This window comes from Pseudoduganella lutea, assembly GCF_004209755.1.
In the GTDB taxonomy this organism is placed as follows: Bacteria; Pseudomonadota; Gammaproteobacteria; order Burkholderiales; family Burkholderiaceae_D; genus Rugamonas; species Rugamonas lutea.
Genome location: NZ_CP035913.1, coordinates 1,811,361 through 1,832,508 on the forward strand (window position 1 = coordinate 1,811,361; position 21,148 = coordinate 1,832,508).

Consider the following 21,148-nt stretch of genomic DNA (forward strand, 5'->3'; position numbering starts at 1 on the left):
AACGGCGGTGATGCGAAAAAGCTGCGTACGGCGGCCGCGCAAACGGCACGCGGCTTATTGCCATTGCACCACATCGCACCTGTGCGCACGGGTCGGCGGGAAGAATATTTGGTGCGGGTGCTTTATTTTCGCAAAAAAACAACGACCCTGATCTGCAAGCAACAGTAGCGGCACCGGCGGTGACGGCTCATGTCATCCGGCTGTCATCCAGCCGTCATGCCGCGGTCATGGCAGCCGTCATCCATGTCGCGCCCGGCAGGCGCGCCAACATCACGTGCGCTGGTAGTCGGCGCCGTGCGCGTCGAGCCCCGCGCACAGCCGCAGGAACGCGCTGGCCACCTGCTCCGGATCGCCCTTCACGCCCAGTTCGATGTGGCGGCGCGTTTGCGCGTCGCCCACGCTGGGCAGGCTGAACACTTTTACACGCGGCCACGCGGCCTCGATTTCTTCCATCAGCGGCGTCAGCGCGGCCTCGGCGCCGTCGTACACGAGCACCGCCTGTTCCGCCCGCGCCTCGCGGTTGAACAGGTGCGCGTAATGCGTGTCGAGCACCCATTCGATCATCGGCCACGCCATCACGGGAAAGCCCGGCACGAAATAATGGCTGCCGAGCGCGAAACCGGCCACGTTGTTGTACGGGTTCGGGATCAGTTCGGCGCCTTCGGCGAACTCCGCCATCTTCAGGCGCTGCAGGTTGTCCGGCGCATCCAGGTCCACCTCCTTGCCTTCGTCGCGCGCCACCTGCAGCACGCGCTGGCGGATGTTCTCGGCACCTTGCGGATGCAGCACCAGTGGCCGCCCCAGCGCGGCCGCCGCGGCCTGGCGCGTGTGGTCGTCCGGCGTGGCGCCGATGCCGCCGGTGGAAAACACGATGTCGCCGGTGGCGAAGGTGCGTTTCAGTGTCGCCGTGATGCGCTCGGGCTCGTCGCCGATGTATTCGGCCCAGCCCAGCTGCAGGCCGCGCGCGGCCAGCAGCTGTACCACTTTCGGCAGGTGCGCATCGACGCGCTTGCCGGACAGGATCTCGTCGCCGATCACGATCAGTCCGATGGTTGGTGCCTTGCTGCTCATATGCCTTGGTGCTCCATGGTGGGTTCACTACGCGCGCGCAATTGCGACAGCGCCTCCAGACAATAATACTGAAACCATAAGCCGGTGAAGATGAAAATGAGTACGTACAGCCACACGGCGGCCGCCAGCAGGAACGGGAACATCACCACGGCGATCGCCGCCCCGCCGATCCACACGATCGCCGGCAGCGAACCGGCCATGCCGGAGGCCACGCCGATCGCCAGCAACGGCCATTTCTTTTCGCGCTGGAGGATGCCGATCTCTTCCTCGCTGGCGTGCTCGGACAGCGCGTCGTAGCTCATCACGCGCGACGTCAGCCACCCCCACAGCAATGCCGACGACAGGATCGCCAGCGGCGGCACCGCATACAGCGGCAGCAGGCAGAACCAGATCACGATGAACACGAGGAACAGCGAGATGGCCTTGCCGATGCCCTTGACGAGGCTGCCACCCTGGCGCTTTTCCAGGTGCGGGAAGTGGCGGTCGCCCACGTGCCTGACGATGGCCGGCACGGCCGCCACGCCAATGAAGATCAGCGCCGTGAGGATCATCAGCGGCAGCAGCAGGAGCATCGCGAACAGCGGTACCACCACGGTCTTGAGCATGGCCAGGCCGATATCTTCCAGCCAGCGGCTGGAGTACTGGTACAGCTCGAAATCGAAGAAATGGCCGGTCAGCCAGTCCAGCAGCGGCTGCAGCGTGAAGTACAGCACCACGGCCCACACGCCCAGCGACAGCAGGAACGGCACCACCGACAGCAGCAGCATGCGGCCGTGCATCTGCGACAGCACGGCGCGGCCATAGGCATTCAGTACGCCGCGCATCAGCGTGCCCTCCGGCGCAAGGCCGGGGCCGGCAGCATGCCGGCATGCACGGGCAACATGCCGGGCAACCCCGAAGCGGATGCCAGGGAACGGAGGAAGCGGATACTGCGGAACATGGCGACTCGTGGCAGTGGTGTCAAAGGCTGTATTTTACGGCCAATGCCGGGCATGGCAGCAGTCCCGTCCGTTCTGCAAGGGTATTCCATGCCCTGCTGCGGAGGGAAAACAAGGGCTTGACATCATGATATTGCCGGCCTTGCCACACAGGGCGTACTAGCCCGGGGGCGGCCCCTTGCACTACAATCCCCAGTCCGAACCAACATGTAAAGGAACGCCCATGTCCATCACCACTACCCCATCCGGCCTGCAATACGACGAAGTCAAGGTCGGCGACGGCGCTGAGGCGAAAGCCGGCCAGAACGTCACCGTGCACTACACCGGCTGGCTGCAGAACGCCGACGGCAGCAAGGGCGCCAAGTTCGATTCCAGCAAGGACCGCAACGATCCGTTCGAGTTCGCGCTGGGCGCCGGCATGGTCATCCGCGGCTGGGACGAAGGCGTGCAGGGGATGAAGGTCGGCGGCACCCGCCAGCTGATCATCCCGGCCGACCTGGGCTACGGCGCACGCGGCGCTGGCGGCGTGATTCCGCCGAATGCCACGCTGATCTTCGACGTCGAGCTGCTGGGCGTGTGATGCGCCTGCCGGCATCGACGCGCTGGCCGTTGCTTGCGGCCAGCCTCCTGGCGCCGCTGGCGCTGTCCGGCTGCACCGTGGTCGCCGTCGGCGCGGCCGTGGTGGGCGCCGGCGTGACCGTCGCATCGACCGCGGTCGACGTGGGTGTCGCTGCCGGCAAGGGCGTCGTCTATGTGGGCAAGGCTGCCCTGTCGGACGACGACGACGAGGAAGAAGAGAAGAAGTAAGCCGGCCTGCGGGTCCGTACCGGTGTCCGCCCCGGACGTTGACCCGCTGATGACCCGGCAATATGCAAAGGCGCCCAGGTGGCGCCTTTGTTCGTTTGGTTCAGGTGATATCGCAACGTGCTCCCGCAGCAAAAGCTGGTAGCAAAAGCCGGTAGCAAAAGCCGGTAGCGCGCTCGCACCTGCCGTGGCAAAGCTAGCGTTGCCAGCCGCGCTGCATGGCTTCCTGCTCGGCCTTGGCATCGAGCGGGTCGCCGGCGATGCGCTGTTCGATCGCCGTTTCCACCGGCGGCGCAATCTCTCCGGACGCCCGGCCCGCCGCGGCCCGCGCCGGGCGGGGGCTCTGCATCACCAGCGGAAGGCGCCATTCCTGCCCCACCTTGCAGGCCAGGCCATCGATCTCCGCGGTGCCTGTGCCGCTGGCGAAGCTGCGGCAATAGCTGCCATCCGTCGACACGAACGACATGCCGATCCGCACCGCGCCCGCCGCCCGCGCCGCCGCGTTGGTGGCCATGCCGGCCGCGCCCGGCGGCGCCGACGGTTGCTGCTCGAGCGCGGTAACGAGACGGCCCTGCGCCATCAGCGTGCCGTCGTGGCTGGCGATCAGGTCGACCTTCGGTTCGTCCGCCTGCAGGTAGGACAGCCCGAACGTGCCGGCCAGCACGCCAACGACAAGCACCCCGCCCAGCGCCGTCCACTCCGGCCACGACCAGCGCCGCTCGCGCGTGGCCTTGCGGGCCGCCAGCTGGGTGGCTTCGCGCCGCGCCCGCACGGCGTCGAGGCTGACGATGGTGGCCTGGCGCGCCTCGCGCACGCGCTGGCCGTCGTCACCGGGGGCGAAGCCGGCAAAGACATTGCTGCGCCGCGTCTTGTAGTAGGCAACGCGCCGGGCCAGCGCGAGATCGGTGGAACAGGCCTGCTCCACCGCGCGGCGTGTGGCCACGTCCAGTTCGCCATCGGCATACGCCATCAGGGTTTCGTCGGAAAAGCTCATGATGTTGGCCCGCCTCGTTGGAGCATCGAACCTTCATATTAGCACCGGGCCGCGCCGGTCCCGCGCCCGCCTCGCGCCCGGCCCGGCATGGTACGGGGCGCCACCTTATGCCGCGCCGCAGCAGCCCAGCAGCCATAAGGGTTTCTGTTGGTTCAGGAGATTACTTTCCGCAAATATTGTGCTAATCTGCGGCCTCTATTAACCACGGAGGTAGTAATGAAAAAAGGCGAACTGATTGCAGAATTCGCGAAGCGTACCGAAATGTCCGGTGCCGCCGCCAACGACGCAGTGAATACCCTGATTGCCATCGTTACCGAGCGCCTGAAAAAAGGCGATACGGTCGGCATCACCGGCTTCGGCACCTTCTCGGTTGCCAAGCGCGCTGCTCGCAAAGGCCGCAATCCTGCAACCGGCGAAGCGATCAAGATCGCCGCGTCCAAGACGCCGAAGTTCTCGGCCGGCGCGACGCTGAAGGCGGCTGTGAACCCGACCAAGAAGAAGTAAACACGGATTTGCGCCAAAGCGGCGGTCTGGGCCCGGTCGCCTCGGGTTCCGGCCGCCGTGTTCATTTGGGCGGCGGATTTGGAATGGATGCTCTACAGTTTCCCGGTTCGGAGTGCCCGCCGTTTTTGTATGATGCGGCGATCTCAACCCTACCATCCACGAGGACACCATGAGCCTGCAACAACAGTTCGACCAGGCGGTCGCCGATTCGAAGAACCTGCCGGAACGCCCGGACAACATGACGCTGCTGAAGATCTATGCGCTGTACAAGCAGGGTTCCAGCGGCGACGCGACCGGCGATCGCCCCGGCATGACCGATTTCGTCAACCGCGCCAAGTACGACGCCTGGGCGGCCCTGCAGGGCACGTCGCAGGAAGACGCGCAGCAGCAGTATGTCGACCTGATCGGAGAGCTGAAAGGCTGATTGCACGGGGCGTGTCGCCCCATGCTGGCCGGCGCCCGCCGGCCGGCGGCATCACTCCGGCGCAAACACCTTGCGCATCTTCTCCGCGACCTTGCTCTGGATCGCCGGCGCGAAGGCGCCATACAGGAACCCCAGCTTGATCTGCATCTGCGCCTGGTTCTCCAGCAGCGTGAGCGTGCCTTCGATACCGCTCTTTTCAAACCGCAGCACATCGCCCTGCCACTGGCAGGACAGGTCCATGTCGCGCGCCAGCTTGTCGGCCACTTGCTGGGCGGCGGCACGCGCCACTTCAGGCGCGAGGTTGTGGGGTTGGGTAATGTTGATCATGCTTGGGATCGGCAAAAAGGCGCCATGATGCCATAACCTTCCGGCTACAGCAGCCGGAACGCGGCAATGGCCACGGCCGTCGGCACCAGCGCCGCCAACAGCAGGTGCAGCGCCGACACCGTCTGCAGCGCGAAGTGTTCCTTCAGGATCGACATGCCGGCCGGGTTCGGCGCGTTGGCGATCACCGTCAGGCCGCCGCCGGCCACCGCGCCCGTCACCAGCGCATACTTGAATTCGTCGCTCAGGCCTTCCACCAGCGAGCCCAGGTAGGTCAGCGCGGCGTTGTCGGTGATGGCCGTCAACGCCGTTGCACCATAGAACACGGCGTCGCTACTCATGCTCATCAGCACCGGCTGCAGCCACCACTGCTGCTGGCCGCCCAGCACCACGAGGCCGGCCAGGAAGAATGCCACCAGCAGGCCTTCGCGCAGGATCAGCCGGTCCTGGAAACGCTCGTAGGCATGGGCCACGCCCAGGAAGAACAGGAACAGCCCCATGAAGACGGGCGGATGGTGCGCGAACAGCACCACGCCGGCCAGGAACGCCAGGTGGACCAGGACGAGGGTAAACGGCACCGTCGCCGCCCGGTCGCCGGTCGCGGGGCGCAGCGCGGCCAGTTCACGGGCGAACAGCATGGTGACGCCGGCCGCGTTGACGAACACCGCCAGCGCCGCCTTCCAGCCGATGTGCGACAGCATGAACGGCAGGTCCCAGCCCCACTTCGCCGCCACCATCAGCACGGGCGGCGCCGCATACGGCGTCAGCGTGCCGCCGATCGACACGTTGACGAACAGGACACCCAGCGTGGCGTACTTCAGCCGTTCCGAGATGCCGCTGGCGAAGATGCGTTCGGACAGGATCAGCGCCGCCAGTGTCATCGCGGCCGGTTCCGTGATGAACGAACCCAGCAGCGGCACCAGCGCCAGCACGATGAAGTACGTGCCGGTGCTGCCGGCGAGCGGCAGCGCGCGCGCCAGCAGCGCCACGGCGGCCTTCGTCGTCTGCAGGATCGGCCGCGTGGCGGCGATCACCATGATGACGAAGACGAACATGGGTTCGGTGAAGTTGCGGCTGTCCAGGTAGGCGACCGCGGCGCCGCTGCCGGCCGTGGCACCGATGAACGCCACCAGCACCAGCGCCCAGAACCCGAACACCACCTCCACTTCGCCCAGTAGGTGCCAGATGCCGGCATGGGCGGGATAGCGGTGCGCCACGCGCTCGAACACCCTGGCGGTGAACGTGTGCAGGATGGCGGCGGCGAACAGGATCGCACCGGTGATCTCGATGGGGCTGGGCGTCATGCATTACTCCAGTTGGGGAACCTCATCATTGTAAACCGGCAACCTCAGGCTGATTCGCACGTACGACGTTTGCGGCGGATCAAACTTGCGGCGCTCGCGCAGGAAGACCATCGATCCTCGGGTGCGGGAGATTCCTGTTGGATTTCCCGTTACACCGCGCGCGTGAAACCTGAGGAGAGTGATATGGACCAGAAAGTGATCGTGCCAAGGCTGGAAGCAGTATTGACGACCCGTCCCGACTTACCGGTAGGATTCGTGCCTACCCCGACCGCTTCCTACCGGCTGCACCGGAAAGTGGCCAAGCTGACCGAACAGCCCGGCGCTCCGCAGCTGAAGATGGCGCCCGGCGTGCCGCAACGGGTATCCGCGGCATCGGCCGGCGCACGCGTGCTGATGTGGAAGCAGGATCCCTCCGTGAGCGACATGGGCACCCGCAAGGCCTACCTGCACGGGGTGATCCTGGAGGGTCCGCGCGATGCGCGCATCGCTTCGGGCCAGCCGGGCATCGCCCCGGTGAGCCCGAACGCGTTCGGCGACTTCATCGCGCCGCCGGACAGCGAACAGTTCGACGCCGTGCACACCTTCACCGTGGTGCGCCAGACGCTGACGATGTACCAGCGCGTGCTGGCGGCGGACGACAGCGGCGCCCTGCTGCCGTGGGCCTGGAACAGCGGCAAGGACACGGCGCCGCTGCAGGTGTTCCCCCATGGCCTGCCGAACGTGATGAACGCCTACTACAGCCGCAACGAGCGGGCGTTGAAATTCGGCCACTTCATTCCTAGCGGCGCGGCCGAGCGCATGTTCACGTGCCGCTCGTTCGACATCGTGGCGCATGAAGCGGCCCACGCAGTGCTGGACGGGCTGAAGCCGCAATGGATCCTGTCGTCCGCGCCGCCGCAGACGGGCGGCCTGCACGAATCCTTTGGCGACCTGACGGCGATCTTCCTGGCGCTGTCGCAGATGGACCAGGTGGAAGCGGTGATCGCCCAGACCAAGGCCGACCTGCACGACAAGACCTTCCTGGCCGACATGGCCGAACAGTTCGGCCTGGCGCTGGGCCGCAGCAATGGCCTGCGCAACGCCGACAACGACCTCACGCTGGCGGAAACGGGCGACCAGGTACACGCGATCTCGCAAGTGTTCACGGGGGCCATGTACGACATCCTTGCCGACATGTTCGCGTTCGAACGCCAGCCGGGGGTGGAAGACGATGCCGCCGTGCTGTACCGCGTGGGCGGCTACCTGTGCAGCCTGACGCTGCGCGCGATCGTGGCCGCACCGGACCGGGCCGCCACGTTCGTGGACGTGGTGAACCACCTGCTGCGCCTGGCCGAAGCCGACGGCAAGCCCGTCGAGTACCGCAACTTCATCCGCAACCGCTTCGCGCTGCGCGGCGTGGTCGATGTCGATATCGCCACGCTTTCCGACGACGTGGCGCCCCATGCGAAACTGGCACCGGTGCGCGACGACCGGCCGCAAGGGGTGCAGGATCGCCGCGCCTGCTGTGGCACGATGAACAATGCGCAATACTTCGACCTGGAAGACGTGCTCGAAGCGGAGCGGCAGGCGCTGGCGCGGTGGTGCCAGGGCCATGCGGCGCGGCACCAGCACCGCGGCCCGGCGGCAACGGATGGCGACGACGTGGCGGTCAACAATTGACGCGGCAGGACGGGATGGCGCAACGGGCGTGCCGTCGGCCGCCATGACAGGGAGGCAGCATGAAGATCACGGCAACGGGCGGCGGCGGCTTCGCCGGCATCACGCAGCGACATGAAGTGGACACGGCGACCAGCCCGGCCGGCCCGGACCTGAAAATGGCGCTGGAGGCCAGCGGGTTCTTCGCGGCGCCCCGCGCCGCCGGCGAGGAACCGGTCGGCGCCGACATCCCCCGCTGGACCATCACGGTCGATGCCGATGGCGAGCGCCACAGCGTGAGTTTCGCCGAGGATGGCAGCGCGGCCACCGCGCATTGGCGGACTTTGCTGGACCGTATCCTCGCGGCCTGAACGCCTTTCGCGGGCAGCATCCGGGCGGCTGGCGCCGCGCACCGGCAACGGCGCGCGGCGCATTTGCTTATATGTATTGTGTCTAAGCCTGAATTGTGAGAAAGGGAGAATTGCCCTAAAATACAGTGCTTTGCTGAAGTTGGGATTGTGTTATCGACCGCTTCGCACCAACATTGATAGGACTGCTATGACCCACGTTGTCACCGAATCTTGCATCGCCTGCCGGTATACGGACTGCGTCGATGTTTGCCCGGTAGATTGTTTCCGCGAAGGCCCGAATTTCCTGGCAATTGACCCTGATGAATGCATCGACTGCGCCGTGTGCGTGGCCGAATGCCCGGTCAACGCGATTTTCGCGGAAGAAGATGTGCCGTCCGACCAGCAGGATTACATCAAGCTCAACGCGGACCTGTCCCGCAACTGGCCTTCGATCACGAAGACCAAGGCAGCCCTGCCGGAAGCCGAGCAGTTCAAGGACGTCAAGGAAAAGCTCCACCTGCTGGCCCGCTAACGGCAGTTTCCCGGCAGCCGCGCCGCATGCGCGCCGCTCGCGCTTGCTCTACTTTGTGCGCGCCTGCCGCATTTGAATACACAGGATAGAAATCGTCATGAATATCGTCAGCACCACTCCAGGTGGCTTCCATGAAACGGATGCCGTCATCATCGGCGCCGGCCCGGTCGGCCTGTTCCAGGTCTTCGAACTCGGCCTGCTGGAAATCAAGGCCCACGTGATCGATTCGCTGGCAGCCGTTGGCGGCCAGTGCGTGGAACTGTATCCGGACAAGCCGATCTACGATATTCCCGCGATCCCTTCCTGCACCGGCCAGGAATTGACGGACGGCCTGCTCAAGCAGATCGAACCGTTCGGCCCCACGTTCCACCTGGGCCAGGAAGTGACCGTCGTGCAAAAGCGCGAAGATGGCCGTTTCGATGTCGAAACCAGCCTGGGCACGAAGTTCATCACGAAAACCATCTTCATCGCCGCCGGCGTGGGTTCGTTCCAGCCGCGCACGATGAAGACCGAGGGCCTCGATGCGTTCGAAGGTTCGCAGGTGTTCTACCGCGTGAAGGATCCGGCGCAGTTCGAAGGCAAGAACATCGTTGTCTGCGGCGGCGGCGACTCGGCGCTGGACTGGGCGCTGAATTTCGTCGGCAAGGCCGAGTCCGTGGTACTGCTGCACCGCCGTGAAGATTTCCGCGCGGCGCCCGCTTCCGTGGCAAAGATGAAACAGCTGTGCGAAGACTATGAAATGCAGCTGATCATCGGCCAGGTGTCCGGTATCGAGCAAAAGGATGGCAAGCTGTCCGAATTGCGCGTGACCGGCGCCGATGGCGTGACCCGCCGCGTGCCGCTGGACATGCTGCTGGTGTTCTACGGCCTGTCGCCAAAGCTGGGCCCGATCGCCGAGTGGGGCCTGGATATCGAACGCAAGCAGCTGAAAGTGGTGTCCACCGAGAAGTTCGAAACCAATGTGCCGGGCATCTTCGCCGTGGGCGACATCAATACGTACCCGGGCAAGAAGAAGCTGATCCTGTCGGGCTTCCACGAAGCTGCGCTGGCCGCTTTTGGCGCTGCGCCTTATATCTTCCCGGACAAGAAGATTCACATGCAATACACGACGACGTCGCCTAAACTGCACAAGGTGCTGGGCGTGGAGTCGCCGGTCTTCGACTAAGCATGTCACGGTTGAAGTCTTAGTGACCTCAGACCTGTCCTACAGAAAAGCAGCGGAAACGCTGCTTTTTTTGTTTCACAGGCACTATTATCGTAGGGACCATGGGGGTTGAGATTTCATTTTGTGGCTGTTTTTCCTCTTTCTAGCAGCAATCTGAAAATGCTTTACGTCAAGAATAAACGGCCTATAATGGGCTTATGATTTCCGCGCTGCACATTATTAAGGCAGCGCATACGACCCGGGAACACCTATGCTTTACCAACTTCATGAGATGCAACGAACCTTCCTGAACCCGCTGATGCAGTGGGCGGAAGCGTCATCAAAACTGTTCAGCAACCCGGTGTCGCCACTGGCACACACGCCGTTTTCGCAACGGATTGCCGCCGGCTATGAATTGCTTTACCGCCTGGGCAAGGATTACGAAAAGCCGTCGTTCGGTATCGATACCGCTACCGTGGACGGCAAGCCGGTCTCCATCATCGAACACGCTGCGGTCACCAAGCCGTTTTGCCGGCTGATGCATTTCCGCAAGGACGTGCGGGAGCCGCTGGTGCAGCCGACCGTGCTGCTGGTGGCGCCGCTGTCCGGCCACCACGCCACGCTGCTGCGCGATACGGTGCGCGGACTGTTGCCGGAACACGACGTCTACATCACCGACTGGACCGACGCCCGCATGGTGCCGCTGAGCGACGGCGCCTTCCATCTCGACGATTACATTTATTACGTGCAGGATTTCATCCGCTACCTGGGCCCTGACGTGCACGTGATTTCCGTCTGCCAGCCCACCGTGCCGGTACTGGCCGCGATCTCGCTAATGGCATCGAACAACGATCCGAAGCTGCCGAAAACGATGACGATGATGGGCGGCCCGATCGACACGCGCAAATCGCCGACCGCCGTGAACAACCTGGCAATCGAGAAGCCGTTCTCCTGGTTCGAGAACACCGTGATCTACCCGGTGCCGCCGAACTACCCGGGCTTCGGCCGCAAGGTCTATCCCGGCTTCCTGCAGCATGCCGGCTTCATCGCGATGAACCCCGGCCGCCACGCGCAGTCGCACCGCGAGTTCTACATGCACCTGGTGCGCGGCGACGACGAGACGGCGGAAAGCCACCGCAAGTTCTACGACGAATACAACGCCGTGCTGGACATGCCGGCCGAGTACTACCTGGACACGATCAAGACCGTGTTCCAGGAACACCGCCTGCCGAAAGGCACGTGGGAAGTGGGCGGCCAGCTGGTGCGCCCGCAGGACATCACGAACGTGGCGCTGCTCACCGTCGAAGGCGAACTGGACGATATCTCCGGCGCCGGCCAGACCCAGGCGGCCCACGAACTGTGCAGCGGCATTCCGGCAGACATGCAGGAAGATTACGTGGTGCCGCAGGCCGGCCACTACGGCATCTTCTCCGGCCGCCGCTGGCGCGAACTGGTGTGCCCGAAAATCACCTCGTTCATCCGGCAGCACGCCTGAACAACCGTCTCCTCGAAGATTAGCCGCCCACCCGGGCGGCTTTTTTTGGCTTGCAGCCTGGAACCACTGGTGTCTGACACTATTTTCGCTAGCGAAAATAGTGTCAGACACCGGTTTTGCTTTGTGTGCATCCAATATCCATCATTCCCCCGCCACGCCCACTTCGCCGATCCTGCGCCAGTAATCCTTTTCCACCTGGCCGAAATCCACCTTCTTCGCCGCATCGTTGAACGCCCGCTGCTGCACGAGCCCCACCTGCGTGCGCTTGAAGCACACGTGCACGGGGCGCTCCCCGAACAGTTGTTCATTGACGGCGATATTGCTGCGCTCCACTTGCGCGAACCGCGTGGCGAGCAGGTGGCGCAGCACGCGCCGCTCGATCAGGATGGCGGGATAGCGCCGGGCCAGCAGCTTGCGCAGGTTGGTCTCGTCGTTGACGCCCGCTTCCACCTCGATGCGGCCCTCGCGGACGAGGGCATCGAATTGCTCGCCATTGGCGAAACCGCTCACGGTGCCGACGCGCACGCCGCGCAAGTCGGCCAGCTGGCCGGCGCGTACGGGCTTGTCCTTCAGGTAGGCCAGCACGGTCAGCGTGTTGCCGATGGGAGCCGAGAAATGACACAGCCGCTCGCGCTCGGGCGTGCGCCACACGGCCAGAAAGCCGGCATAGCGGGGATCCTTCAAACCCAGCTCCATGGCGCGTTTCCAGGGGAAGTAATCGATCCGGGCCGTATAGCCGAGGCGGTCGAGCACATTGCGCAGGATCGCGCCGGACAGGCCATCGTCGGGCAGCGCGTCGCTCACGAATGGTGGCCATTCTTCGGCGGCAAAGCGGATCGTTTGCGGTGTCTGCGCGGCGGCCGGGCCAATGGCGAGCACAGAGCCGATGGCGAGCACAGAGCCAATGGAGAGCCTTGAAGCGATGGCCAGGGCGCACAACGCCGTGACGAGCGGGCGGCGCGCGCTCATGTCGCGATATTCTCCATCATGATCGGCGTTGCTTCAGACATGCATGCATGCTCCCACAAGGCGGCGGCAAAGCCAAGCGAAGCCTGCCGGGACGGCTGCCTGCACGCGCCGCCGCGAATGAAGGATAATGCGGGTTGCCGTCGTTTGCCGCATCCTCATCCGCATTCTTACCAGCATCGTGACCCAACAAAAGACCCTCGCCGACCGCATCGAAGACGCCCTGCCGCAGACGCAGTGCACGAAGTGCGGCTATGCCGGCTGCCGGCCCTACGCCGAGGCCATCGCGGCAGGCGAAGCGCGCATCAACCAGTGCCCGCCCGGTGGCCATGAAGGCATCGTGCGCCTGTCCGCGGTGACCGGCCATCCCGTCATCCCGCTCAATCCAGAGAATGGCCTGGAACGGCCGCGCGCCGTCGCATTCATCGACGAGGCGCTGTGCATCGGCTGCACGCTGTGCATCCAGGCCTGCCCGGTCGACGCGATCATGGGCGCGGCCAAGCAGATGCACACCATCGTTCCCGAGCTGTGCACGGGCTGCGACCTGTGCGTGAAGCCATGCCCGGTGGACTGCATCGTGATGTATCCGGTGACGGAATCCACGGGCTGGCACGCCTGGTCGCAGCCCGACGCCGATGCCGCGCGCGACCGCCACGATTTCCGCATTGCGCGCCTGAAGCGCGAGCGCGACGAAAACGATGCACGGCTGGCCGCGAAGGCGCAGGCCAAGATGGAGGCCGTCAACAACCTGGCGCCCGAGAACGATGCCGAGCTGGCCGAGAAGGAACGCAAGCGGGCGATCATCGCCGCCGCGATGGAACGCGCGCGCCTGAAGGCCGAAGCCGCAAAGGCCGCGGCCGCTGCCCAGGAAAACAAACCCGAACAATGAATGCAGCCAAACGCCACGAAATCTTTCGCCGCCTGCGCGAAGCCAACCCGCACCCCACCACCGAGCTCGAATACACGACGCCGTTCGAATTGCTGATCGCCGTGCTGCTGTCGGCCCAGGCGACGGACGTGGGGGTCAACAAGGCCACCCGCAAGCTGTACCCGGTGGCGAACACGCCGCAGGCGATCCTCGATCTCGGCCTGGACGGGCTGGTCCCGTACATCCAGACCATCGGCCTGTTCAACACGAAGGCCAAGAACGTGATGGCCACCTGCAAGATCCTCGTCGAGCAGCATGGTGGCGAGGTACCGCGCGACCGCGAGGCGCTCGAAGCGCTGCCCGGCGTGGGCCGCAAGACCGCCAACGTGGTGCTCAATACCGCGTTCGGCGAACCGACGATCGCCGTGGACACGCACATCTTCCGTGTATCGAATCGCACGAATCTCGCGCCGGGCAAGACGGTCGACATCGTCGAACAGAAGCTGCTGAAGTTCGTGCCGAAGGAGTTCCTGCAGGATGCCCACCACTGGCTGATCCTGCACGGCCGCTACACGTGCATCGCCCGCAAGCCGCAGTGCTGGAACTGCATGATCGTGGATTTGTGCGAGTACAAGGACAAGACGCCGGCGCCGGCGGTGGTTTGACATGAACCCGGAGGCAGAAGCCGGGGTCAGACCCGGCGGGTCTGACCCCAGCCTCTGCCGTTGGGTTGAATACTGCCAGCGAATCCTCGACTAGGGTGTCGGACCCGCGTCGTGCCTGGTGTCGGACACTTTTCCGGGCGCTTCATCCGGAAAGGTGTCCGACACCGGTGTTCGCTGGACAATCGCTACGGCATGGGAAAACCGGTGTCTGACACTGTTTTCTGGAAGCAGCACCCAGAAAACAGTGTCAGACACCAGACCACAACCGCCGCGGGCTTTTAAAGCAGCACCAGGTTATCCCGATGAATCAACTCGCGCCCTTCGACGAAGCCGAGGATCGCTTCGATCTCCGCCGACGGTTTGCGCAGGATGCGCCGCGCTTCGCCGCTCGTGTAGTTGGTGATACCGCGGGCGACCGGCACGCCCTTCTCGGTGATGCAGGTGATGACGGCGCCGCGGCCGAACTCGCCGCGCACTTCGAGCACGCCGATCGGCAGCAGCGACTTGCCTTCGCGCGACACCTTTTCCACGGCGCCCCCGTCGATGACGACCTGCCCCAGTGTGTGCAGGTGATCGGCCATCCACTGCTTACGCGCAGTGAGGTGGCCGGTCTGTGCCTGCAGCTCGGTGCCGATCGCTTCGCCCGCGGCCAGGCGCGTCAGCACGCCCTCCTCGCGGCCGAACGCGATCACCGTGTGCGCGCCGGACTTGGCGGCACGTTTCGCGGCCAGGATCTTTGTCAGCATGCCGCCGCGGCCCAGGCTCGAGCCCGCGCCACCGGCCATCGTTTCCAGTTGCGGATCGCCGGCGATGCCGTTGGTGATCAGGAAGGCCGCCGGGTCCTTGCGCGGGTCAGCCGAGAACAGGCCGCGCTGGTCGGTCAGGATGATCAGCGCATCGGCTTCGATCAGGTTGGCGACGAGCGCGCCCAGGGTATCGTTGTCGCCGAACTTGATCTCGTCCGTGACCACCGTGTCGTTCTCGTTGATGATCGGGACCACGCCCAGCGACAGCAGGGTGGTCAGCGTGGAGCGCGCGTTCAGGTAGCGTTCGCGGTCGGCCAGGTCGGCGTGCGTCAGCAGCACCTGCGCGGTGCCGATGCCGTGCGCGCGGAAGCTCGTTTCATAGATTTGCGCGAGGCCCATCTGGCCCACGGCGGCGCAGGCCTGCAGTTCGTGGACGTCGGTGGGCCGGTGCTCGAACCCCAGGCGCAGCATGCCTTCGGCGATCGCGCCGGAGCTGACCAGCACGACCTGCTTGCCCAACGAGCGCAGCGCGGCGATCTGGGCGGCCCAGCGCGCGATGGCAGCCTGGTCGAGGCCGCGGCCATCGTTGGTGACGAGCGACGAGCCAACCTTGACGATGATGCGGCCGGCTTTCTGGATGATCGATGTGGTGACGCTGGAATTCATGGCGCGGCAAATCTCTTTTCGGAATTGATCTGATGTGTCGCCGGGCCGGTCGCCCCGCTTTGCCGCTGACGCCGGCCGGTGCGCGGATGGCTGCCCGGCCAGGTAACAGTTGGAAGAATTTTAACCGGTAACGGCGCTCCCTACCGAAGAAGATAAGGAAAAGGCCCGCTAAGCGGGCCTTTTGTTAATTCGGTTCAGTCGAGAACCTTGAAGCGGGGATCGTCGGGATCGATCGACGAGATACCGCGTGCTTCTTCCGTCATCTGCGTTTCCTCGGCGCGCTGCTCGCCATGGCGCTTCTCTTCCAGGTACTGGTAGATCGCCGTCACGAGTTCCTGCGTGCCGTCGCGCGACAGCGCGGAAATCTCGAACACGGGGCCCTTGAAGCCGAACTTCTTCACGAAGTCCTTCACGCGCTTGGCGCGCTCCGCTTCCGGCACCACGTCGAGCTTGTTCAGCACGAGCCAGCGCGGCTTGTCGACCAGCGCTTCATCGTATTTCTGCAGTTCCTTGACGAGCGCCTTGGCTTCCTTCACCGGGTCCACCGTCGCCTCGAACGGCGCGATGTCGACGATGTGCAGCAGCAGGCCCGTGCGCGACAGGTGGCGCAGGAACTGGTGGCCCAGGCCGGCACCTTCGGCGGCGCCTTCGATCAGGCCGGGAATGTCGGCGATGACGAACGATTTTTCATGCGACACGCGCACCACGCCCAGGTTGGGGTGCAGGGTGGTGAACGGGTAGTCGGCGATCTTCGGGCGCGCGTTCGACACGGCCGTGATGAACGTCGACTTGCCGGCGTTCGGCATGCCCAGCAGGCCCACGTCCGCCAGCACTTTCAGTTCCAGGCGCAACTGGCGGCGTTCGCCTTCCTTGCCTTCCGTCTTCTGGCGCGGCGCGCGGTTCGTCGACGTCTTGAAGTGGATGTTGCCCCAGCCGCCCTCGCCACCCTTGGCGAGCAGTTCGACCTGGCCATGTTCGGTCATGTCGGCGAGGATCTCGCCGCTCACGTCGTCGATGATCAGCGTGCCGACCGGCATGCGCAGCGTGATGTCGTCCGCGCCCTTGCCGTAGCAATCCGAGCCGCGGCCCGGTTCGCCATTGGAAGCCCGGTGCATCTTGGAATAGCGGTAGTCGACGAGCGTGTTGACGTTACGATCGGCCACGGCCCAGATGGATCCACCCTTGCCGCCGTCGCCGCCATCGGGGCCGCCGAACGGACGGAATTTCTCGCGCAGGAAAGAGGCGCAGCCGTTTCCGCCGTCGCCAGCGATGACTTCGATACGTGCTTCGTCGATGAACTTCATGATTACCGCCTGAAAATGAAAAAGGCTCCACCGTGGGCAGAGCCTTTAGTTTCGAAAGGCTTGCGCCTTAGGTCACTGTACTGTCCGGATTACTGAGCAGCCGGAACGACGGTGACGAACTTGTTGCTGCCAGCGCCCTTGGTCACGAACTTGACCACGCCGTCGACCAGTGCGAACAGGGTGTGGTCCTTGCCGGTGCCCACGCCTTCGCCGGCGCGAACCGGGGTGCCACGCTGGCGGATGATGATGCCGCCGGCATTGATCGTTTGACCGCCGTAAACCTTAACGCCCAGGCGCTTTGATTCGGAATCGCGGCCGTTGCGGGTAGTACCGCCACCTTTTTTGTGTGCCATTTAATGCTCCTTGATTGAGACTGATTCAGATAACAGCGATTAGCCGTTGATCGAAACGATTTGGATTTCGGTGTAGTTCTGACGATGGCCCTGGTGCTTCTGGTAGTGCTTACGACGGCGCATCTTGAAGATCTTCACCTTGTCGTGACGACCCTGGGAAACCACTTTCACGAGAACCGTTGCACCTTCAACCAGTGGAGCACCAAACTTGATGCTGTCGCCCGCGCCAACGGCGAGGACTTGATCGATGGTGAGTTCGGAACCAATGTCAGCAGGTATCTGTTCTACTTTGAGTTTTTCGCCAGCGACAACTTTGTATTGCTTGCCACCGGTTTTTATGACCGCGTACATGATTTGAAACCTCATCAAATGTTAAGAAAATTCCCTGTCTCGACACCCGCGTCGACAGCGCAATGACGTGGGCGGAGCTCAGAGAACCAACGATTATACATGCAAGGCAAATAGACGTCAAAAAGTATTCACAAAGCCAAGCGCTCGTGGTATGTCGGCAACGTGCAGCGTGCATGTCGTATAATCGCGGCACTTCAAACCCGACCGAAGCAGGCTCGCCTTGTCCACCCAACCAACCAGCCAGAATCACATCATCAGCACCATCGCGGCCGACATGGACGCCGTCAACGGCGTGATCCGCCAGCGACTGCATTCCGAGGTGGCACTGGTCAACCAGATCGCTGAATACATCATCAGCGCCGGCGGCAAGCGCATTCGCCCGGTCCTGGTCCTGCTGGTGGCGAACGCCTACAGATATGAAGGCGCCGCGCATCACGAACTGGCGGCGGTGGTCGAGTTCATCCATACCGCAACGCTGCTGCATGACGACGTGGTCGACGAATCGTCGCTGCGCCGCGGCCGCGCCACGGCCAATGCGCTGTTCGGCAATGCCGCGTCGGTGCTGGTGGGCGACTTCCTGTACTCGCGCTCGTTCCAGATGATGGTTTCCCTGGACAATATGCGGGTGATGCAGATCCTGTCGGATGCCACCAACGTGATCGCCGAAGGCGAAGTTCTGCAGCTGTTGAACATGCACGACCCGGACGTTTCCGAGGAAAGCTACCTGAAGGTGATCCGCTCGAAGACGGCCAAGCTGTTCGAGGCGGCCGCCGAGCTGGGCGCCCTGGTGGCCGGCGCGAGCGACGACCAGATCGCCGCGGCCGGCGAATACGGGCGCTCGCTGGGCACCGCGTTCCAGCTGATCGACGATGTGCTGGATTACGCGGGCGATGCCGCCGAAATCGGCAAGAACGTCGGCGACGACCTGCGCGAAGGCAAGCCCACGCTGCCGCTGATCTACCTGATGGAACATGGCTCCGAGGAACAGCGCCAGCTGGTGCGCTCGTGCATCGAGACGGGCGACGAACAGCATTTCGACGCCGTGCTGGCCGCGATCACGTCCAGCGGGGCACTCGACTACACGCGCCGCGCCGCCGTCGCGCAGGCCGACCGCGCCACCGCCGCGCTGGCCAACATGCCGGAAGGCCGCCACAAGGAATCGCTGCTGCAGCTGGCCCGTTTCGCGGTCGACCGGACGCACTGACTTACGCTGACACCTTCCCGCTGCCCCATCCCCGCTGATACGCGCCGGCCTGCCCGCCACGCGGGCGCGCCACGCAAGATGGTGATCGTTTCCACTCGCATCCCGGAAAGCCGCGGGCCGCTGCCCGCATTGGCTGGAACACAACTATAATCGGCGTTCCCACAGAGGACATCCACCCATGAAAAAGAATTCCGCAAACGGCGAGACCCCTGCCGCTGAACCGCGGCTGTACCGCGTCGTGGCCGAGCGCGTGCAGCAGATGATCCAGGACGACAAGATCGGCCCTGGCGAACGGCTGCCCGCCGAACGCGAGCTGGCCGCCAGGCTCTCCGTCAGCCGCGCCTCGCTGCGCGAGGCGTTGATTGCGCTGGAACTGGGCGGCGTGGTCGAAGTGCGCGGCGGCTCCGGCGTCTATGTGTGCGAACAGCCGCTGCCGGCGGACGTGCCGGAAACGGGCCCCGGCCCGTTCGAAGTGCTGGCCGCGCGCCGCATGATCGAATCCGAGATCGCCGCCATCGCCGCCAAGGCCGCCACCGGCGCCGCCGTCGACGCGATCCTGAAAGCCGTCGAACAGATGGAGCGCCACCACGAGGACCGCGCCAGCAACGAACTGGCCGACCGCAACTTCCACCTCGCGATCGCCCGCGCCACCGGCAACACGGCGCTGGTCGGCGTGGTCGAATACCTGTGGAACAACCGCGGCTCGCTGTGGCACAAGCTCAAGGAGCACTACCAGACCGAGGAACTGCGCCTGCAGACCCTGCCGGACCATCGCAAGATCCTCGAAGCCATCGCCGCCCACGACCCCGCCGGCGCCCGGCACGCCATGCGCGCCCACCTCGAGCGCGTCACGCGCACCTTCTCGCGCGGCTGATCCCCCCTCCTCCCACTGCCGAGCCCGTGTCCACCATGGGGCCAGGCCTGAAAGTGGACACGAGCTCGACCATATTTGCACTCGAGCTCGTGTCCGTTTTTGGGGTTGACCCCAGGGTGGACACGGGCTCGGCTGTCATTGTGGTCGCCCACCTTGCTTAACTGGCCAGACCAATCTAGAATGGCCTGACCAAAAAGCCACGCCAACCCTGACGGAGACAAGGTGAAGAACTCGACCAAACTGCTGGCCGCCCTGGCCTGCTGCACGCTGCTAGGCACCGCCCATGCCGAAGGCCCCTTCCGCAACCCGGACAACAAGAACCTGAAGGATGTATCCGAAGGCACGTATCCGGTTCCCTACAAGATGCCGGTCGTGGCCGAGATCACGGAACAGCTGAACCGCATCCGCGCCTACATGGACCACGCCACGCCGACCCGCGTGGTCAACAAGAAGACCGGGGCGCCGATCACCGACTTCAAGACGCCGGTGGCCGATGCGGCGTTTGCCGAGGCGGCGGGCGACTACGGCATCATGGTCTACGAGATGGGCGTGGTGCACGCCGGCCTGCTGCGCGCGGCCGAGGCCACGGGCGACAAGAACTTCACCGCGATGACGAAGCGCCACTTCGACTTCTTCGGCCAGACACTGCCCTACTTCCGCGCGCAGGAAGCCAAGTTCCACCTGGAGCGCCAGAACAGCTTCGCACGCTTCATCGATCCCCGCTCGCTGGACGACACCGGCTCCATGTGCGCCGCGCTGATGCGCGCGAAGGCCGCGAAAATCGGCCCCGACCTGAAATGGATGATCGACAGCTGCAACGACTGGGTGGCGAACAAGCAGTTCCGCCTGGCCGACGGCACGATGGCCCGCAAGCGCCCACAGGCCGTCTCGCTGTGGGGCGACGACATGTACATGAGCATTCCCGCGCTGGCTGAAGCAGGCCGCATGACGGGAGATCGCAAGTACTTCGACCTGGCGGTGGCCAACGTGCTGGGCATGTCCGAGCGCCTGTACAACCCGCAGCTGAACATCTTCACGCACGGCTGGCACGAGCACGTGCCGAATTCGCCGCGCTTCTACTGGGCCCGTGCGAACGGCTGGGCGGTGCTGGCGATGAGCGACCTGCTCGACGTGCTGCCGAAGGACCATCCCGGCTACGACAAGGTGCTGAACCAGCTGAGGAGCGCCATCAAGGGCATCGCCGAACTGCAGTCCGGCACCGGCCTGTGGCACCAGATGATCGACCGTAACGACTCGTACCTGGAAACGTCCGCGTCGGCCATGTTCACCTACGTGATCGCCCATGCGATCAACCAGGGCTGGATCAGCCCCACCACGTATGGCTCGATCGCGCAGGCCGGCTGGGTGGGCCTGACCACGAAGATCAACGACAAGGGCCAGGTCGAAGGCACGTGCGTGGGCACCACCCTCGCATCGGACCAGATCTACTACTACAACCGCCCCGTCAGCGTGCACGCGCTGCACGGCTACGGCCCGGTGCTGCTGGCCGGCGCGGAAATGATCAAACTGCTCAAGAACCCGAACGTGAGCGTCGAGTACAAGCTGCGCACCTATCATTACCAGCCGAAGGATGGCGGCAAGACCGACTACCGCGAACACCAATGAAAGGAT

Annotated in this window: 24 protein-coding genes; 14 read left to right on the forward strand and 10 right to left on the reverse strand. The window is 64.4% G+C overall.

Features of this window, described 5'->3' with window-relative positions:
- Window positions 1-270: 270 nt before the first annotated feature.
- Window positions 271-1,071: a competence/damage-inducible protein A gene (locus EWM63_RS07515; protein ID WP_130185964.1), complete on the reverse strand. Its 801-nt coding sequence runs from the start codon at window positions 1,069-1,071 to the stop codon at window positions 271-273.
- Window positions 1,068-1,895 (reverse strand): EI24 domain-containing protein, encoded by an 828-nt coding sequence (locus EWM63_RS07520; RefSeq protein ID WP_130185965.1) that lies wholly within the window; start codon window positions 1,893-1,895, stop codon window positions 1,068-1,070. Before EWM63_RS07520 ends, EWM63_RS07515 begins: the two co-directional genes overlap by 4 nt.
- Window positions 1,896-2,232: 337 nt before the next feature.
- On the opposite strand from EWM63_RS07520, the gene EWM63_RS07525 reads away from it, so the two are divergent.
- Both EWM63_RS07525 and EWM63_RS07530 read left to right on the forward strand, forming a co-directional pair.
- Window positions 2,233-2,589 carry an FKBP-type peptidyl-prolyl cis-trans isomerase gene (locus EWM63_RS07525; protein WP_130185966.1) on the forward strand — a complete coding sequence of 119 codons (357 nt, stop codon included), beginning with the start codon at window positions 2,233-2,235 and terminating at the stop codon, window positions 2,587-2,589.
- Window positions 2,589-2,816 (forward strand): hypothetical protein, encoded by a 228-nt coding sequence (locus EWM63_RS07530; RefSeq protein WP_130190258.1) that lies wholly within the window; start codon window positions 2,589-2,591, stop codon window positions 2,814-2,816. The genes EWM63_RS07525 and EWM63_RS07530 overlap by 1 nt, the downstream gene beginning before the upstream one ends.
- 193 nt (window positions 2,817-3,009) lie before the next feature.
- On the opposite strand, the gene EWM63_RS07535 is transcribed toward EWM63_RS07530, so the two are convergent.
- Window positions 3,010-3,807, reverse strand: coding sequence for an anti-sigma factor (locus EWM63_RS07535; protein WP_130185967.1), 798 nt, complete (start codon window positions 3,805-3,807; stop codon window positions 3,010-3,012).
- 216 nt (window positions 3,808-4,023) lie between these two features.
- Here EWM63_RS07535 and EWM63_RS07540 point away from each other — a divergent pair, with 216 nt between their 5' ends.
- Together EWM63_RS07540 and EWM63_RS07545 are read left to right on the forward strand one after the other, a co-directional pair.
- Window positions 4,024-4,311, forward strand: coding sequence for an HU family DNA-binding protein (locus EWM63_RS07540; protein ID WP_050409188.1), 288 nt, complete (start codon window positions 4,024-4,026; stop codon window positions 4,309-4,311).
- Between the two features lie 169 nt (window positions 4,312-4,480).
- Entirely contained in the window at window positions 4,481-4,735 is a 255-nt protein-coding gene (locus tag EWM63_RS07545) for an acyl-CoA-binding protein (protein WP_130185968.1), read from the forward strand.
- A 51-nt stretch (window positions 4,736-4,786) separates the two neighbouring features.
- On the opposite strand, the gene EWM63_RS07550 is transcribed toward EWM63_RS07545, so the two are convergent.
- Entirely contained in the window at window positions 4,787-5,062 is a 276-nt protein-coding gene (locus EWM63_RS07550; RefSeq protein WP_130185969.1) for a polyhydroxyalkanoic acid system family protein, read from the reverse strand.
- 44 nt (window positions 5,063-5,106) lie between these two features.
- Complete coding sequence (locus tag EWM63_RS07555) at window positions 5,107-6,363, reverse strand: putative Na+/H+ antiporter (protein WP_130185970.1); 1,257 nt, start codon at window positions 6,361-6,363, stop codon at window positions 5,107-5,109.
- Between the two features lie 183 nt (window positions 6,364-6,546).
- On the opposite strand from EWM63_RS07555, the gene EWM63_RS07560 reads away from it, so the two are divergent.
- From EWM63_RS07560 to EWM63_RS07580, 5 genes are all read left to right on the forward strand, one after another.
- The gene (locus EWM63_RS07560; protein ID WP_130185971.1) at window positions 6,547-8,022 is read left to right on the forward strand and encodes a gluzincin family metallopeptidase; all 1,476 of its coding nucleotides are present in this window, start codon (window positions 6,547-6,549) and stop codon (window positions 8,020-8,022) included.
- Window positions 8,023-8,081: 59 nt separating this feature from the next.
- Window positions 8,082-8,369 carry a protealysin inhibitor emfourin gene (locus EWM63_RS07565; protein ID WP_130185972.1) on the forward strand — a complete coding sequence of 96 codons (288 nt, stop codon included), beginning with the start codon at window positions 8,082-8,084 and terminating at the stop codon, window positions 8,367-8,369.
- 187 nt (window positions 8,370-8,556) lie between these two features.
- Window positions 8,557-8,880 carry a ferredoxin FdxA gene (gene fdxA, locus EWM63_RS07570; RefSeq protein WP_130185973.1) on the forward strand — a complete coding sequence of 108 codons (324 nt, stop codon included), beginning with the start codon at window positions 8,557-8,559 and terminating at the stop codon, window positions 8,878-8,880.
- Window positions 8,881-8,977: 97 nt separating this feature from the next.
- A complete protein-coding gene (locus tag EWM63_RS07575; RefSeq protein ID WP_130185974.1) occupies window positions 8,978-10,045 on the forward strand; it encodes an NAD(P)/FAD-dependent oxidoreductase in 1,068 nt (355 codons plus the stop codon).
- 250 nt (window positions 10,046-10,295) lie between these two features.
- Entirely contained in the window at window positions 10,296-11,519 is a 1,224-nt protein-coding gene (locus tag EWM63_RS07580) for a polyhydroxyalkanoate depolymerase (protein WP_130185975.1), read from the forward strand.
- A gap of 141 nt (window positions 11,520-11,660) precedes the next feature.
- Here the strand turns inward: EWM63_RS07580 and EWM63_RS07585 are convergent, their stop codons facing one another.
- A complete protein-coding gene (locus tag EWM63_RS07585) occupies window positions 11,661-12,488 on the reverse strand; it encodes a substrate-binding periplasmic protein (protein ID WP_130185976.1) in 828 nt (275 codons plus the stop codon).
- A 178-nt stretch (window positions 12,489-12,666) separates the two neighbouring features.
- Here EWM63_RS07585 and rsxB point away from each other — a divergent pair, with 178 nt between their 5' ends.
- Window positions 12,667-13,374 (forward strand): electron transport complex subunit RsxB, encoded by a 708-nt coding sequence (gene rsxB, locus EWM63_RS07590; RefSeq protein WP_229487796.1) that lies wholly within the window; start codon window positions 12,667-12,669, stop codon window positions 13,372-13,374.
- On the forward strand, window positions 13,371-14,018 hold the full coding sequence (nth, locus tag EWM63_RS07595) for an endonuclease III (RefSeq protein ID WP_130185978.1): 648 nt from the start codon (window positions 13,371-13,373) through the stop codon (window positions 14,016-14,018). The genes rsxB and nth overlap by 4 nt, the downstream gene beginning before the upstream one ends.
- A gap of 278 nt (window positions 14,019-14,296) precedes the next feature.
- On the opposite strand, the gene proB is transcribed toward nth, so the two are convergent.
- The 4 genes from proB to rplU all read right to left on the reverse strand — a co-directional run bounded on the left by proB (window position 14,297) and on the right by rplU (window position 17,438).
- Window positions 14,297-15,430, reverse strand: coding sequence for a glutamate 5-kinase (proB, locus tag EWM63_RS07600; RefSeq protein WP_130185979.1), 1,134 nt, complete (start codon window positions 15,428-15,430; stop codon window positions 14,297-14,299).
- Window positions 15,431-15,624: 194 nt separating this feature from the next.
- Window positions 15,625-16,734, reverse strand: a complete 1,110-nt coding sequence (gene obgE / locus EWM63_RS07605) for a GTPase ObgE (RefSeq protein WP_130185980.1) — start codon at window positions 16,732-16,734, stop codon at window positions 15,625-15,627.
- A gap of 89 nt (window positions 16,735-16,823) precedes the next feature.
- The gene (gene rpmA / locus EWM63_RS07610) at window positions 16,824-17,087 is read right to left on the reverse strand and encodes a 50S ribosomal protein L27 (protein ID WP_130185981.1); all 264 of its coding nucleotides are present in this window, start codon (window positions 17,085-17,087) and stop codon (window positions 16,824-16,826) included.
- A gap of 39 nt (window positions 17,088-17,126) precedes the next feature.
- A complete protein-coding gene (gene rplU / locus EWM63_RS07615) occupies window positions 17,127-17,438 on the reverse strand; it encodes a 50S ribosomal protein L21 (protein ID WP_130185982.1) in 312 nt (103 codons plus the stop codon).
- Between the two features lie 220 nt (window positions 17,439-17,658).
- Between rplU and ispB the strand changes: the two genes are divergently transcribed.
- The 3 genes from ispB to EWM63_RS07630 all read left to right on the forward strand — a co-directional run bounded on the left by ispB (window position 17,659) and on the right by EWM63_RS07630 (window position 21,142).
- Window positions 17,659-18,642, forward strand: coding sequence for an octaprenyl diphosphate synthase (gene ispB, locus EWM63_RS07620; RefSeq protein ID WP_130185983.1), 984 nt, complete (start codon window positions 17,659-17,661; stop codon window positions 18,640-18,642).
- Window positions 18,643-18,820: 178 nt separating this feature from the next.
- Entirely contained in the window at window positions 18,821-19,516 is a 696-nt protein-coding gene (locus tag EWM63_RS07625; RefSeq protein WP_130185984.1) for a FadR/GntR family transcriptional regulator, read from the forward strand.
- Between the two features lie 222 nt (window positions 19,517-19,738).
- The gene (locus tag EWM63_RS07630) at window positions 19,739-21,142 is read left to right on the forward strand and encodes a glycoside hydrolase family 88/105 protein (RefSeq protein ID WP_130185985.1); all 1,404 of its coding nucleotides are present in this window, start codon (window positions 19,739-19,741) and stop codon (window positions 21,140-21,142) included.
- Window positions 21,143-21,148: the final 6 nt, after the last annotated feature.